The sequence below is a fragment of the Acidimicrobiales bacterium genome (genome assembly GCA_040219085.1).
Taxonomy (GTDB): domain Bacteria; phylum Actinomycetota; class Acidimicrobiia; order Acidimicrobiales; family JAVJTC01; genus JAVJTC01.
In genome coordinates this window covers 1-15,301 of sequence record JAVJTC010000028.1, presented here as the reverse complement: position 1 = coordinate 15,301, position 15,301 = coordinate 1, and the positions used below count along the sequence as shown (strand labels likewise).

The following is a 15,301-nucleotide window of genomic DNA, read 5'->3' as shown; positions in this document are numbered from 1 at the left end:
TCGCTCCTTTTCGTCGCTTCGGTCACGCCGTGAGCCAACCGCCATCCACGGGAAGGATGGCGCCGGTGATGTACGAGGCCTCATCGGACGCGAGGAACGCAATGGCGGCAGCCTGCTCGGCGGCCTCGGCGAACCGACCCATCGGAATGGACCGTCGCAGCCTCGACGCGCGCTCAGCGTCCTCGCGTAGGGCCTCGTTCATCGCCGTCGCAGTCACGCCCGGGGCGATCCCGTTGACCCGGATGTCGTGATCCGCGAGCTCCAGGGCGAACGCCCTCGTCAGCATCGCCACGGCGGATTTCGAGACCGTGTACGCGGCGTGATCCGGTGCGGCGGTGAAGGACTCAATCGAGCAGACGTTGACGATCGAGCCGGGAGTGTTCTCGCCGATGTGACGGGCACTGAATGTCCGGCTGGTGCGGAAGACGGAACGGACGTTGACCGCGAGGGTCTCGTCCCAGGCCGCGAGGCTGTGGGTCACGAACGGTTCTCTTCTCAACACGCCGGCGGCGTTGACCAGCACGTCGGGGGGCGGGCCTCCCGCGATCAACTCCAGCAGGACGTCGTCGCGCACGTCCGCGACGAAAGTCGTGACGCCAGCGGTGTCACCGTGGCGCCCTTCGAGCCGAGCCGGATCACGGTCGACGGCGACGACAGCTGCTCCCTCGGCAGCGAAGCGCCCCACAGCCGACGCGCCGATTCCCGATGCCGCCCCGGTGACGATCACCCGCCGACCGGCGAACCTGTCGTCCTGTTGCACGACGGAGGTCACGGGAGCCGATACCCGCCGTCGACATAGAGGATCTCCCCGGTGACGTACCGCGCGGCGTCCGACAGCAGGAACACGGTCGCCGACCCGATGTCAGAAGGAGTGCCGTAGCGGTTTCCGAGCGGGATGCGTGCCTCGGTCTCGGCCTTGTTGGCGGCTGCCATGCCCGTGTCGATCGCTCCGGGTCCGACCGCCACGGCGCGGATGCCGTGAGCGGCGAGGTCGTAGCCGAGAACCCGCGTGAGGCCGAGCAGCGCACCCTTTGTCGACGCGTAGACGGCCTGGGGCGGATCCTTCCAGCCAACCTCGGACTCGACCGAGCAGATGTTGACGATGACTCCGGGAGTCCCGCTGTCGATCCAACGCCGGGCGAAGTACTGCGAGAAGCGGAACGGAGCGGTGACGTTGACGTCGTACATGTCATCGAAGTCGTCGTCGCTTTGCTCCCAACAGTGGGCCGACCGGTGGAGGCCCGCGTTGTTGACGAGTCCGTCGACACGCCCGAACTCCTCGATGGCCCGTTCGAACGCCAACTCAGGCGCTTCTCGCAGGGTGATGTCCACAGCCACCGATCGGAACCGATCCGCTGCCGCAGCCGGTAGCGCGTCGCCACTTCGGGAGACACCCACGACTGCGCCGTCGGCGTCGATGATCGCAGTCCCGATCCCGGTGCCGATACCCCGGCTGCTTCCGGTGACCACGATCACGCGCTCGTGCAGCGACGGATCCCTCACCGAGGGATGTCCGCGCACTGCTCGGCGACAGAGGACAGGAATCGTGCGGCGTCGGCTCCATCCAGGCAGCGGTGGTCGGAGACGAGTGTCATCGTCATCAGGGCCGACGTTCCGACGGGGCGCAGCCTGCCGACCCCAAGTACCGCGACCTGGGGAGGAGTCAGCAACGGCGCCAACGCGTTGGCACCGAGCGGACCGATATTGGAGACCGTGAACGTGGCACCGACGAGGTCGTCCGGTTTCAGCTCACCCGACTGGGAACGACTGACAAGATCAGCCCGCCGGGCGGTGAGCTCACCGGGGTCCAGCGTGTCGACTCGCCGGATGGTGGGAGCGACCACGCCGTGGGGACCGTCGACTGCGAGAGCGATGTTGATGTCGGCGAACCGCGTCCAACGTCCTTCGTCGTACCACGAGTTGAACGAGGGGTGACGTCTCAGGCTGTGTGCAACGACCGTCAAGATGACATCGGTGAGGGTCGCCTCGGGGACCGTTTCTCGTCGGGATTCGAGCTGCCGCCTGAGGCCGGTCACGTCGAAGTCGCGGAACACCGGGAACTGGGGAACCCGTGAGGATCTCTCCATCGCCCGCGCCACGGCCCTGCGGTGAGCTGTCGCCTCGACGACCTCGTACGCGCCTCCCACCACGCTGAGGTCTGCGGCTGGGGATGACGCGCGGATGTCGCGCCTCCCTACCAGGTCTCTCCTCCGGGAGAGGCGTCGGGATGGCAGCCCACCGAGTGCGCCGTGTCTCACGGCGACGCGCTCGGGCGGAGCCGACTCCGGTTCCGTCGCTGCAACGGCCTCCGCCGAGCGGCCGGCGGCGCTTTCGAGATCGCCAGCGCCGGACGCGAGGGTCGCGTGCGCTCCGGCTGGGCGGCTGTTCGACTCCGCAGGAGTCCCCGCGTCATCGATCTCGTCGGGGTCACCGACCAGCCCGATGATCGAGCCGTGGGTTACGATCTCCTCCGCGGTGGCCAGCACTCGCAGGAGTACCCCCGAGGCCGGCGCCTCGACCTCGAGCGTGGTCTTGTCGGTCTCCACTTCGAGCAGCGGCTGGCCTTCGGTCACGGTGTCACCCACCGAGGCGACCCATCTGACGACGCGCATCTCTGTGTCGTCGCCGAGCGAGAGCTTGGGCATTCGGACCTCGTGCACTAGTCGCAGCTCCAATCGAGACAGGCTCGAACAGCTGTCACGACCGATTCCACCGACGGATAGACGAGCTCCTCGAGGGCCTTCGCATAAGGAACCGGAATGCTCCTGGCTCCGACCTGAAGCACAGGCGAACGCAGAACGTCCCAGGCCTCCGTGGTCGCTGTCGTCGCGAGCGTCGGAGCGACCCCGAAGTCGAGGCCGTCGTCGGCGAGGCACACGATCCGACCGGTCCGACGGCATGTGTCGGCGATCGCCTCGATGTCGAGCGGGGAAAGACTCACCAGGTCGAGGACGTCGACGGAGATGCCTCCTTCCGAGAGCTGCTCCGCCGCCTGAAGTGCGATCTGGGTGCCCGCTCCGTAACAGAGCACGGTCGCGTCCTCGCCGTGACGAACCCGCCGTGCCCCGACGCCGGAGGCGTCGGAACGGGTGACGTGTGCCTTCACGCGATACAGGCGGAGGTCTTCGCAGACGACGACGGGGTCGCCCTGAGTCAGCGCCCACCGCATGCACTCGTACGCGGATTGGGCATCGGACGGCGCGAGCACCGCGATCCCTGGACAGGCCGCCAGGGCAGCGTGGAGTGACTGGGAGTGCTGAGCTGCGAAGGACCCCAGTGGACCCTGACCGACGCGGACGACGAGGGGGACCCTCATCTGGCCTGCCGACATGTAGCGGATCTTGGCCGCGTTGTTCAGGAGCTGATCCAGGCCCAGATACAAGAAGCCGGCGAAATCGACTTCGACGACTGGGCGGAGCCCCGACATCGCGGCTCCGACAGCGCATCCCATCGTCGCGGCTTCCGAGATCGGGGTGTTCATCACCCGGTCGGTCCCGAAGTCCTGCGCAAGGCCCCGAGTCGCGCCGAAGGGAAAGCCGGACTCGATGTCCTGGCCGAGCAGGATGATCGACTCGTCGATGGCCATGGCGTCGCGCTGGGCTTCACAGATCGCCTCCGCGAAGGTCATCTCCGCTGCGGACTCGCTCTCGATGGTCATCCCCAGACGTCCTCGTACAGCGCGTCTTCACGGGGGGGCTCAGAGGCGCGGGCGTACTCGAGTGCCGACACCGCGACCTCGTCGACGCGTCGGCGGATCTCGTCGCATCGGTTCTCGCTGAGACGAGCGCGCCGCGCGAGCTCGCTCAGGGGATCGCGCTCGCGCCAGGTCTCGACCTCGTCCTTCGACCGGTAGAGGCCGTGTGGCGGGTCGCCTCGGGAGTGTCCCATGAACCGGTAGGTCATGCACTCGAGGAGCGCTGGTTCTCCCTCGCGGGCCCCGGCAAGCAGTCGTGCCGTGGCGGCGCGCACTGCGATGGCGTCCTGCCCGTCGACCGCTTCCGCGACGAGCCCGAACGACGTCGAGCGGGCGACCAGGCCGGGGCCGGCCGTCGACGCCGATGCCGACGTGGTGATCGCGTAGCTGTTGTTCTCGCAGACGTAGAGGACGGGGAGACCCCACAGAGCCGCGAGGTTCATGGATTCGTACACCACGCCCTGGTTGATGGCTCCGTCACCGAAGAAGGCGACGCACACGTCACCCGTTCCCCGGGTCTTGGAGGCCAGCGCCACGCCGGTGGCCAGGGGTACGGCGCTGCCGACGACGGCCATCGTGCCGAGGAAGCCCGAGGCGACGTCGGTTGCGTGCATGGACCCTCCCTTGCCTCCGGAGACGCCGGTCGAGCGGGCGCACAACTCGGCCATAAGCCGTCCGGGATCGACGCCTCGGGCGAGCGCATGCCCATGGCCCCGGTGGTGGCTGATCACCTTGTCTGTGGGCTCCAGCGCGCTGATGACCCCAGCGGCGACGGCTTCTTGACCGATGGAGACGTGCACGGTCCCTTCGACGTCTCCCTCCTCGTAGGCACGATAGGCGAGCTCCTCGAACCGGCGGATGAGCGCCATGGTCTCGTAGAGCTCGCACGCCGTCGCTTCGTCGATCTCGGTGGACTTCGAACTGCTCACGCGAGTGCTCCGTTGCTTCGGCTCATGCGGGCTTCACGAAGTGATGCCGTCGCCGGCTCGTCGACAGAGCCGTCCTCCGACAAGACGACGCAGTAGTCGACGAGAGCGGCCTCTGGGGACACGTAGCCGAGCCGGACGTCGCGTTCGACGAGCCGGGGATCACGTTGCGACGCCTCGCCCCAACCCCCGCCCCCGGCGGTTAGCTGGGAGATGACTTCTCCGTCGCGCAGATCGACGTCGGTCGCTTTCGATCCGAACTCCGGAGCGGCGTCGCGAGCTTCGCCACCGTGCTGTATCACGAAGCCGGCACGGGCCCCGGGTCCGCCACCTTCGAGCCCCCATGGCGGAACGCGTACGCGGTTGGCCACGATCGACACCTTGGCGTCGTGGCCGAGAAGCCTGTGTTCTCGCCGTATACCGAGTCCACCGCGATGCAGCCCGACGCCACCGCTGTCCGTACGCAGCTCATACCTCTCGACACGAACAGGGAAGCGGCGTTCGACGACTTCGACGGGGACGTTCCAGGTGTTTCCGACGATGGACCAGATCGCCGAGAGCCCGTCGCGGTCGCAGTTCCCTCCCCATCCCCCCTCGGGATACTCGTAGACTACGTATCGTTCGCCGGTTCGGGGGTCCGTGCCGCTAACGATCATGTTGTTCGACGAGCCGTGGTCGCACGCCATCGTGCGAGTTCCCTGAACCTGAGCGAGAGCGCGAAAGACGGCGTTGTGGACGATGCAGGTCGTCTCGTTCCCGCCCGTGCACGCCGCGGGGAAGACGGGATTCACGATGCTGCCCTTGGGAGCGATGATCGTGATCGGCCGATAGCACCCTGCGTTCGGTTCGATGTCGGGGTCGGTGGCGGCTTGGAACACCATGTAGACGCCGGAGTAGGTGTAGCCGAGGACGGAGTTCAGGGGCCCGGCGACCTGTGGCGAGCTCCCTGTGAAGTCGACCTCGACCTCGTCGCCGCTGATGCGGACGGTCACGCGGACTTCGCGAGGGACGTCGGTGATCCCGTCGTTGTCGACGTAGTCCGACGCGTGGTACTCGCCGTCGGGCAACGCGCTCAGGGAGGCGCGCATCCTCTGCTCCGAATGATCGAGGGCCATCGTCATGGCTGCTCGCACGGTCTGCGACCCGTGCCGATCAGCGAGATCCTGCACCCTCGAGATCGCGGTGCGATTCGCGGAGATCTGGCTCTGCAGATCGACTCGCATCTGTGCAGGTAGCCGGCAGTTGCCGAGAACGAGGTCCACGAGCCGGCGATCGAGGACTCCTCTGTCGACCAGCTTCAGAGGGCTGATCCGAATGCCCTCCTGGTAGTTCTCCGTGGCGGCCGAGAAGAAGCTGCCGGGGACCGTGCCCCCGACGTCAAGGTGATGCGCCCTGTTCGCCGCCCAGCCCACGAGCTCGTCGTCGACGAAGATGGGGGCGACCAGCGTCACGTCGTTGAGGTGTGTTCCCCCGAGGTAGGGATCGTTCATGATGACCATGTCGCCGGCAGCGAGCTCGTCGAGGGGAAACGCGTCGGTCACCGCGTCGACCGAGAACGAGAGAGACCCGAGATGGATCGGCAGGAACTCTCCATGGGAGACGATCTCTCCCTTCCAGTCGAACACCGCGCACGAGTAGTCGTTCCCCTCGTTGAAGATCGGGGAACACGACGTCTTGCGGAGGGTGACTCCCATTTCCCGCGACGCCGCGGCGAGCGCATAACTGATCACCTGAAGCGTGATCAGGTCGCTTCCTTCGCTCAGGGTCATTGCTGTTCCTCGTCTCGCTCGACGATCAAGGTGCCGGTCTCATGCGCGGTCGCCCTCCACCCGGGTGGGACGAGAACGGTCGAGTCGACGGATTGGACGACGACCGGGCCCGTCGTCTGGCTACCGAGGCCGAGTTCGGCTCGCAGGCACACTTCGGTCTCCACGAAGTCGCCGATGGACTCGAAGTAGACGCCGCGTGACTCGTGTCGCTCCGGCCCACTGGACGCTCTCCAATCCCACCACATGGTCGGGTCGTCCGGTGCTCCGAATCCGGTGACCCGGACCGTCACCAGCTCGATCGGGATCTCGTCGAACGAGTGCCCATAGAGCCGGTCATGGAGCCGGTGGAACTCCTCGGCTGCCGCTGCGAGCGTTTCGGGCGTGAGGTCGACGCCGTCCAAGCGGATGGCGAGATCGTGGGCCTGGCCGGTGTAGTGGAAGTTCAACCAGACTTCGACGCTGACCCGGTCGGCTTCGTATCCTTCACCGGCGAGCGTCTCGCCGAGCTCCGCAGTGAGGTCGGCGATCATCACTGCGAGCTCATCCACGACGAGCTCGTCGACGGGACGGCCGACTGAACGCAACAGGTCCCGCCGTGTCACCGACAACGCGGCACCGAACGCAGACGTGCAACCCGGGAAGGGCGGGACGAGAACTGTCGGGATCTGCAGCTCGCGAGCGATGTCGACGGCGTGGACGGGTCCTCCGCCTCCGAACGCCGCCAGCGCGAACTGGCGGGCATCACGGCCGCGTTCCACCGAGATCGTGCGCACGGCGTTGGCCATGTGAGCGTTGACCAGCCTCACGATCCCGGCGGCAGCTTCCTCCATGCTCAGGCCGAGCGGCGCAGCGATGTCGGTGTCGATCGCCACCTTGGCCGCTTCGAGGTCGAGTTGCAGTGAGCCCCCGAGGGGATACGCGACGTCGTAGCGCCCCAACACGAGATTGGCGTCGGTGACCGTGGGTCGTGCACCGCCGCGTCCGTAGCACGCCGGGCCCGGAACGCCGCCGGCAGATTCGGGACCGATGCGGAGAGCGCCGCCCGAGTCGATCCACGCCACCGAGCCGCCGCCGGCTCCGATCGTGTGGATGTCGAATGTCGGATACGCGACGTCGAGCCCACCGATCTCCATGTCGAGTCGCTCGTCAGGCACTCCGTCGACGACTCCTGACACGTCGCAGCTGGTCCCGCCCATGTCCAATGTGAGCAGGTTCTGGATGCCCACGCGCTCTCCGAGCCAACGAGCTGCAGCCACACCTCCGGCCGGTCCTGAGAGCAGCGTGGGCACCGGGGCCTCCGCTGCTGCGTCCGCGCTCATGGCGCCCCCAGAGTTGGTCATCACGGACAGCCGTCCAGCTCGCAGGCCTTCTGCGCCGAGGCGAGCAGCGAGCTCCGAGACGTAACCACGTACTGCTGGGGCGACATACGCGGCGATGACCGTCGTCGAGGTCCGTTCATACTCGCGGAAGACCGGCAGCACCTCCGTCGAAGTGAACACGACGTCGGCACCACCCTCTTCGAGCACGATCTCCTTGGTCCGCATCTCGTGGTCCGGGTTCTCGAACGAGAACAGGTACGCAATCGCCAGCGCCGTGACGCCCTTGTCCCGTAGCTCCGCCCACGCCCGCCGCACGCCGTCCTCGTCGAGTGGCGTCACGACACCCCCGTCCGAGGAGACGCGCTCGTCAATCTCCAGTCGCAGATCCCGAGGTACCAGGGGCTCGGGAACGGTTTCGTAGAGGTCGAAGAGCTTCTTTCGATGGGTGCGTCGGATCTCGAGCACATCGCGAAACCCACGAGTGGTGAGCAGCCCGGTGCGTGCGCCGCCGCGTGTCAGAATCGCATTCAAGCCGAGAGTCGTCCCCACTTTGACGTGTGAGACATCCCCTGCCGGCACCCCCGACTCCTCGAACGCGTGCATGATCCCGTCGCTCGGCTGGCCGTAGTCCGTCGGGGCTTTGAACCACGACGTCGCACCCGACTCCTCGTCGAGAACGACGACGTCGGTGAAGGTGCCGCCGACGTCGATACCGATGCGCTTCACGCCACACCCTCCCAGAGACGCGCGACGATCCGGTCCGAGGACATCGGGGGCTCGACAAGCCGAAGTCCTGTCGCATCGCTAGCCGCTGATGCCAGGGTCGCGCCCGGAAGGATCACCGGCGCCTCACCGGTGCCCTTCGCGCCGAACGGGCCGACAGGAGACGGGAAGTCTTCGATGGCGAGTATCTCGACCTCGTCGGGAATGTCAGCAGCGGTCGGCATCCGGTAGTCGACGAGGCTGTCGTTGACGGTCCGGCCGGTGGCGTCGCTGACGATCTGCTCGAGAGCCGGGTCGACCGGTTTGCCGCGGGCGGCCCAACCGGATGCAATGGACAGGCTGCGGGGCGTTCTCACGAGGTTCCGCAGTTCGGGCACGTGCTTGAGGTCGACGATGCTCTTCGGCGAGACGAGGCCGTCCTGGTGGAGAACCACGAAATCCGTTCCGCCTGCGAGGGGATACGCGCCGTCCTCGGCGAGGATCTCGGCCGCCGCGCCGATGGAGGTCGGCCTGGGGTAGCGGGGATCGCTGCGGCCGAGCTTCATCGCGATCGGCTCGCCTGAGCGTAGGTCGACGGTGACATGACGACGCGCTCGCGGATGAACGGCTGGTGTTTCGTCGGATCCTCCCCGTCGATCTCCCGGGCAAGTCGGTGACCGGCGAAGGTAGCGTCGGCAACCAGGCCCGGAACGACGCAGTCGCCGATTCGATGGACGGCGACGATCCCGGCGTCGGCGAGGCCGGTGGCGTTTGCGACCAGCGAGTGATAGAGCGCGTCGCGGGAGACGCGCTGTGTGACGAGCACGACGGCGTCGGCGGCCCACTCAACTCGCTCGTCTCTGTAGTGGTGCGAAGCCACTACCCCGCCCGGGTGGACAGCCGAAAGTGTGTGGTTGCCGACGATCTCGGCGCCGAGCTCGTAGAGCCGCCGGTGAACGTGGCCGAACTCCCCAGTGAAGTGGAGGAAGCCGCCCGGCTCGGCGTGCGGGGACACGAGCCGGACTCGATGACCGGCGATCGCGAGACGCTCGGCAAGAGACGGTCCGATGAAGTACCCGTCGGTGTCGTACACGACAACCGCCTCGCCGGGGATAGGCTTGTCATCCACCATGACCTGTTCGGGCGTCAGAACGTGGGGGGCCGAGGCGTCCACCCCAGGAATCGGATCGTGGGTCACGGGATTCAACCCGTCTCTGGACCAGGTCGATCCGGTTGCGACGACGACGATCTCGGCGCCGTAATCGAGGACGCCAGAAACGTCGAGCCGGCAGCCGGTGACGATCTCCACGTTCGCGAGCTTTGTGATCTGGCTCTCTCTCCAACCGACGAAGCGTCGCCACTCGCCCAGGCCGGGCAGGTTGGGGATCCACCCCATGGCCCCCCCGACGTCGGGCCCCGCTTCGACCAGGTGGACGCCGGCCATGTCTCGCTCGCCCAGGACGCGCGCGCATTCCAGTCCGGCCGGCCCTGCGCCAACGACCAGCACGCGACGGTGGGCGTTTGAAGCCATGGTGAACCGTTCGGGGTGCCACCCGCGCCGGAATTCCTCCCCGACCGTCGCATTCTGAGTGCACTTCAGGCGCGATCCGACGCCCCACACCGTTGCGATGCAGATGTTGCAGCCGATGCACTCGCAGATGTCGTCGAAGCGGCCTTCCTCGATCTTCAGCGGCAGGAAGGGATCAGCGATGGACGGGCGGGCGCAGCCGATGACATCCGCCACTCCTGACGTGATGACATCGACCATCACGTCGGGACTCACGAACCGCCCGACCGCGATGATCGGCTTCTTGCTGACAGATCGAGCGTGACCCACCCACGGCGCTGTCCAGTTCTCCTGGTGGATGCGACTGGGACCACTGTCGTCCTCCCAGTTCGTGATGCTCCCTACGTGGAGGTCCCAGAAGTCCACGTGGTCGTCGAGGTACTCGACGACGCGCAGCCCGTCGCCGTGGACCTCGATGCCGTCGTCCCCCCGGAGACTGTCGATGTTGAACCTCGACCCGACAGCACAGGCGTCACCCACCTCGGCCCGGATCTTCTGGAGCGTTTCCTCGAGGAACCGGACCCTGTTCTCGAACGAGCCGCCGTAGTCGTCGGTTCGCTTGTTGTAGAACTGGGCGAGGAACTGAAGCGTGATCGTGTGGAAGTGGCCGGCGTAGACGTTGATGACGTCGAACCCGGCGGAAACGGCTCTCCGCGCGGCCGAAACATAGAAGTCCTGGAGCTCGTGGATCTCGCTGACGCTCATCGCGTAACACGACTGATTGTGGAAGTCGTCGGAGTTGAGCTGGGAGACGCCCCGCGGGGGGACGCGGGTCTCGTAGTTCCCTGCGTGCGCTGCTCCGAACCACAGCTCCACGCCTGCGAGAGCACCGTGGCGGTGCACTTCGGCCGTCATCACGCTGAGATTGGCGACGTCGTCGTCATCCCAGAGCCGCGCGAAGTTGCGCGGATAGTCGTCCGATTCCGGGTGGATGGAGCAGTACTCGGTGTTGACCATCGCCCAGCCACCCTCGGCCTTCATGGCGCGGAGGCCAGCCTGGCTACCCGGTAGGTCGACCCCGAAATGCGAGCAGTGCGGCACCTGCACGAATCGATTCCGGAGGACCTTCGGCCCGATGCGAATCGGTTCGAACAAGATGTCGTAGCGGTGGTCTCTCACCCGACATGACCCGCAGGGGCCCCTCCGGCACCCGCTGACCTCGCCACCTCGGCGATGAGGTCGACCTGTTCGGGATCGTTCGAGACCGGTCCTACGATGAGATCGTCAAATCCTGCTGCGGCGATCCGCTCCATTCGTGCGCAGATGTCATCCACCGAACCGAGGAGATATGACGCCACGAGGTTCTCCGTCGGGCGCTCATGGCCCATCACCCTCCTCACGAGGGGGAGCTGAGCAGCGAGAGCCTCGTCACGATCCGCGGTGTCGACGACGTGAGTCCACTGAACGTGAAGGCGCCGGAAGGGGCGATCCCCGACGGCTCGGTTCACGATCGCGAGTTCCTGCAGCGTCAGAGCCTCGTCTCCTGCGCAGGGTGCGAGCCAGCCGTCAAACCGGCAGATCCGGCGAAGAACGGGATCGGCCATCTGCGGGAGATCGTTCGACGACCCCGAGTCCGGGACCCGGCCGCCGCCCGCGACGACGATGGGGACGCGCCATCCCGGTCGTGGCGCGATGGTTATCTCGTCGAAGGGATAGAAGGGCCCGACGGAGCTCGCCGGACCCTCAAGCAGGCGTCGGAGCGATTCAGCCACCTCGTCGGTGCGCGGACCCCGTTCCCGCAGCTCGAAGCCGAAGATCTCGTATTCCGAAGCCATCCAGCCCGAGCTCAGTCCCACTGTCAGGCGCGGGCCGGCAAGGACCGCGAGGCTTGCGATCTGCTTGGCGAGCATCACCGGGTGACGCGGTCCTGCCACCAGCGACGCCGTTCCCAGTTCGAGTCGCTCCGTAACTGCCGCGGCCGCCGCGAGCGCCACCACCGGGTCGAGCCACGCGCCGGTGTGGACTTCAGCTCCGCTGGGCAGGAGGTGATCGATGACCCACAAGGAGTCGAATCCTGCGTCCTCCGCGCGCGAAGCGAGTGACCCGACGGTGTGGTTCGCGCCGCCCACAGAGTCGGAGCCGAACGTCGGGAGCCACAGGCCGAGCCTCATGCGAGCGTGCGGAGGACGTCGTCCATGGTCGACAGAACGCGATCGATGTGAGACTCCTCATGGGCCGAGGAGGTGATCGCGGGATGGAACGGTGGCCACAGGACACCGCCGGCCATCATCCCCAGCAGGACGCTCCGGGTCATCTCGGGTTCGCCGGCCAGGACGTCGCGGCGATTCGACACGGCGGTCACTCCGAAGTGGATCTGCGCGATCGACCCGACACCGGTCACCGTCGACTCGATCCCCCGATCGGCAACGATCGCCCGCAACCCCGACCTGAGCATCTCGCCGGATGAGTCCGCGCGCTCAAGTGCGTCCGTCGTTTCGAGCACTGTGAGTGTTGCTGCGCCGGCGGCAATCGACAGAGGGTTCTCCGTGAAGGTGCCGGACTGGAAGACACGACGGTCACCGGCGTCTGCTCCGAGCGTCGCTTCCATGAGCTCTGCCCTACCGCCGAACAGAGCCAGAGGGAGGCCGCCGCCAATCGCCTTGCCCGCCGTGGCGAGGTCCGGAACGACCCCGAGGTAGCCCGGCGCACCCGCAAGGCCGAGGCGCAGCGCGCACAGCACCTCGTCGAAAATGAGGAGAGCCCCGTTCCGGTGGACCGCGTCGCGCACGGTCCGCGCGAACGCCGGCGTGGCAGGCACCGACCCACCACTCGAGAAGGCGACGGGCTCCATGATGACCGCGGCGAGCTCGTGACCGACCTCATCGATGATCGCCGCTGCTGCCTCCGGCGCGTTGTACGGAAGCACCACCACCTCGTCAAGGACGGCAGGTGACATGCCGGCGTAATCGGCCACAGGATCGGGTCGTAGCGGCGGCCCCTTCGGTGTTGGGGTGTGAGCAGAGACCAGAGCCCAATCGTCAGAGCCGTGGTAGTTTCCCTCGAACTTCGCGATCTTGTGACGCCCAGTCACGGCGCGTGCCACCCGGATCGCAGACCGGGTGGCCTCCGAGCCGGTGTTCGTGAACCTCAGCTTCTCGAGATACGGCATGTGCTCTCGTAGCCGCCTGGCGTACTCCAACGACTCCCTCACGGGCATCATCGGGTTCGCCATCACGCCTACTTGTTGTTGGACGGCGGACACAACGGCCGGGTGAGAGTGTCCGATGAGCAGAGGACCCGCGCCCATCAGCAAATCGACATACGTGCGGCCGTCGACGTCCGTGAGCGTCGCGCCTGACGCCGATGCAACGAATACCGGATACGGCGCGACTACCTTCGCCTGGCCTGAGACGCCCCCAGGAAAGATGGCCCTTGCTTCCTGCCAGATTCGGAGAGAGGTAGGGGTCGCTGCCGTGTAGTCGCTATTGAACGAAGTCACAGATCCTGAAGCGGGATCTCCCATCGAGGCCCGCCCCTTCGGTTCGATAGTCGATACGGAGTACCAATGAACGGTACAACGATGTGCACCGCCATTTCAAGGGCTGAATCCCCGACGCGACCGACCGTCCGTCCGCGTCAAGAAGGTCAAACGCTGTGGCCACGACTTCCGAATATCCGAGCACTAGCGCCTCCAGGTGCTGCTGCATGCCGCCGGAATTACCTGGCCCGACCGGCCATCACCAACCCATCGGAACTCGCGCCCCCCACTCATTCGCAGAGAGTCAGCAGAGACGGACCCGGCCACCCACGAACTCCATGGATGCGAACGACGTTGCGTTTGCGCCGGGTCTTCCAGGACGCGCCGCTCGGGACTTCGCCCAGAGCAGCGTCCGCTCGCTCCAGGACAGGAGTCTACGAGTTGATGACAGCGGACGAAGAGGACGCCAGTGTCGCCGAGTGCGGGGCACCCAGTCCATGACTGACTTGTGCCGCCGCATCGCGCAGGCGGCCGCGACACTCGAGGATGCGGTCCGCCGATACGCGCGCTGCCGGAACGGACATACTCAACGCTCCCGCGACATGTCCGGTGTAGTCGAAGACGGGTACTGCGAGCGAGCGGTGACCGATCGCCAGCTCTTCGTCGTTTATCGCATAGCCCTGGGAGCGGATGTCTGCGACTCTCTCCAGGAGGGCATCGAGAGTGGTCAGCGTATTCGGGGCCCGCTTCTCGAACGGGCCATCGGCAACGAGCCGGATGACCTCGTGGTCGGCAAGACCGGCCAGCTGGACCTGCCCGGAGCATGTGCAGTACGCCGGGAGTCGAGACCCGACACTCGATCGCGTCATCAGTATCGCCTCAGCCTCGATCCGGTCGACATACACGATCTCGGCACCATCGAGGACCGTGACGACGACGGTCTCGTTGAGGTCGGCTGCCAACGCCTCCAGATGGGGTCGCGCAACTTGTGGCAGATTGGTCGCCTCTAAGGCAGCCTGACCGAGAGTGATGAGGGTTGGGCCAGGTATGTATCCGTCAGCCGTGAGCCGAAGGAACCCCAGAGCGTCCAGGGTGCGCACCAGCCGATAGACGGCCGCCTTGTTCCAGCGCAGCTCCGATACAAGCTGGGCGAGTGTGACCGGGCGACGCAGGTCGGCAACCGTCAACAGGAGATGTGCGGCCTTTCCAACGGTCTCCACGTAGTAGCGTGGGTCTGCTCCGACGGCCTCTGCACCGGTCGCCATGTCCCTCCTGGCTGTCGCCGGTTCTCGCCGTTCCATTGGCTGAACAGTAGTTCCGTAGTGTCGTAGGCAACGTCGACCACGGCGGCCGATTTCTCGGCGGGCCGCGGCGATAGTCCAGCCTCGTGCCACCGGGTGAAACTGGCTATTAACGTATCAGAATCCGAATCGACGTAGTGCTCAGCGATACACACTTGCTCGCAGGGACAGCGCGTCTTGGAACAGGCAGGCGGCGGGGTAAGAGGACCATCGACGGCAAGCCGAGCCCGCACCAGCCCCACCGGGTGGGGAGTCGTTTGCCCAAAGAGGCGGCCTGATCACACAGAAACCCCTGTCCACAGAACCGGGGGCGGTCTCACGCGGTCGTCGCAACAGCTTGGGCGAACGCTTCGGATGGTGTAATCCAGCCGAGGGTCTGTCGAGGGCGGCCGTTGAGCTCTGCGGCGATCTCGTCGAGCCGGGCCTGGTCGTGCCGGCTGAGGTCAGTGCCCTTTGGGAGGTACTGGCGGATGAGGCCGTTGGTGTTCTCGTTGGTGCCGCGCTGCCATGGGGCGTGGGGGTCACAGAAGTAGACGGCCATGCCGGTGTCGATGCTGAACTCGACGTGCTGGCCCATCTCTTTGCCGCGATCCCAGGTCAACGAC

General features: G+C 66.4%; 13 protein-coding genes. All 13 read right to left on the bottom strand.

The genetic code is table 11. The features are described from left to right. Positions 1–22 precede the first annotated feature (22 nt). Positions 23–772, bottom strand: coding sequence for an SDR family oxidoreductase (locus RIE08_11725; GenBank protein MEQ8718267.1), 750 nt, complete (start codon positions 770–772; stop codon positions 23–25). Beyond that, entirely contained in the window at positions 769–1,503 is a 735-nt protein-coding gene (locus tag RIE08_11720; protein ID MEQ8718266.1) for an SDR family oxidoreductase, read from the bottom strand. Before RIE08_11720 ends, RIE08_11725 begins: the two co-directional genes overlap by 4 nt. Then, positions 1,500–2,645, bottom strand: a complete 1,146-nt coding sequence (locus RIE08_11715) for a dihydrolipoamide acetyltransferase family protein (protein ID MEQ8718265.1) — start codon at positions 2,643–2,645, stop codon at positions 1,500–1,502. Before RIE08_11715 ends, RIE08_11720 begins: the two co-directional genes overlap by 4 nt. Before the next feature lie 14 nt (positions 2,646–2,659). Next, positions 2,660–3,658, bottom strand: a complete 999-nt coding sequence (locus tag RIE08_11710) for a transketolase C-terminal domain-containing protein (GenBank protein ID MEQ8718264.1) — start codon at positions 3,656–3,658, stop codon at positions 2,660–2,662. Continuing rightward, positions 3,655–4,623 carry a thiamine pyrophosphate-dependent enzyme gene (locus tag RIE08_11705; protein MEQ8718263.1) on the bottom strand — a complete coding sequence of 323 codons (969 nt, stop codon included), beginning with the start codon at positions 4,621–4,623 and terminating at the stop codon, positions 3,655–3,657. Before RIE08_11705 ends, RIE08_11710 begins: the two co-directional genes overlap by 4 nt. Further along, on the bottom strand, positions 4,620–6,389 hold the full coding sequence (locus RIE08_11700; protein ID MEQ8718262.1) for a hydantoinase B/oxoprolinase family protein: 1,770 nt from the start codon (positions 6,387–6,389) through the stop codon (positions 4,620–4,622). Before RIE08_11700 ends, RIE08_11705 begins: the two co-directional genes overlap by 4 nt. Then, a complete protein-coding gene (locus RIE08_11695) occupies positions 6,386–8,434 on the bottom strand; it encodes a hydantoinase/oxoprolinase family protein (GenBank protein ID MEQ8718261.1) in 2,049 nt (682 codons plus the stop codon). Before RIE08_11695 ends, RIE08_11700 begins: the two co-directional genes overlap by 4 nt. Further along, entirely contained in the window at positions 8,431–8,976 is a 546-nt protein-coding gene (locus RIE08_11690; GenBank protein ID MEQ8718260.1) for an FAD binding domain-containing protein, read from the bottom strand. Before RIE08_11690 ends, RIE08_11695 begins: the two co-directional genes overlap by 4 nt. After that, positions 8,973–11,096: an NAD(P)-binding protein gene (locus tag RIE08_11685; protein MEQ8718259.1), complete on the bottom strand. Its 2,124-nt coding sequence runs from the start codon at positions 11,094–11,096 to the stop codon at positions 8,973–8,975. The genes RIE08_11690 and RIE08_11685 overlap by 4 nt, the downstream gene beginning before the upstream one ends. Further along, a complete protein-coding gene (locus RIE08_11680; protein ID MEQ8718258.1) occupies positions 11,093–12,088 on the bottom strand; it encodes an LLM class flavin-dependent oxidoreductase in 996 nt (331 codons plus the stop codon). Before RIE08_11680 ends, RIE08_11685 begins: the two co-directional genes overlap by 4 nt. Beyond that, positions 12,085–13,440: an aspartate aminotransferase family protein gene (locus tag RIE08_11675; protein MEQ8718257.1), complete on the bottom strand. Its 1,356-nt coding sequence runs from the start codon at positions 13,438–13,440 to the stop codon at positions 12,085–12,087. Before RIE08_11675 ends, RIE08_11680 begins: the two co-directional genes overlap by 4 nt. Before the next feature lie 389 nt (positions 13,441–13,829). Continuing rightward, complete coding sequence (locus RIE08_11670; GenBank protein ID MEQ8718256.1) at positions 13,830–14,660, bottom strand: IclR family transcriptional regulator; 831 nt, start codon at positions 14,658–14,660, stop codon at positions 13,830–13,832. A gap of 352 nt (positions 14,661–15,012) precedes the next feature. Continuing rightward, positions 15,013–15,301, bottom strand: a 289-nt coding sequence (locus tag RIE08_11665) for an IS30 family transposase (GenBank protein ID MEQ8718255.1), incomplete at its 5' end; no start/stop codon positions are given.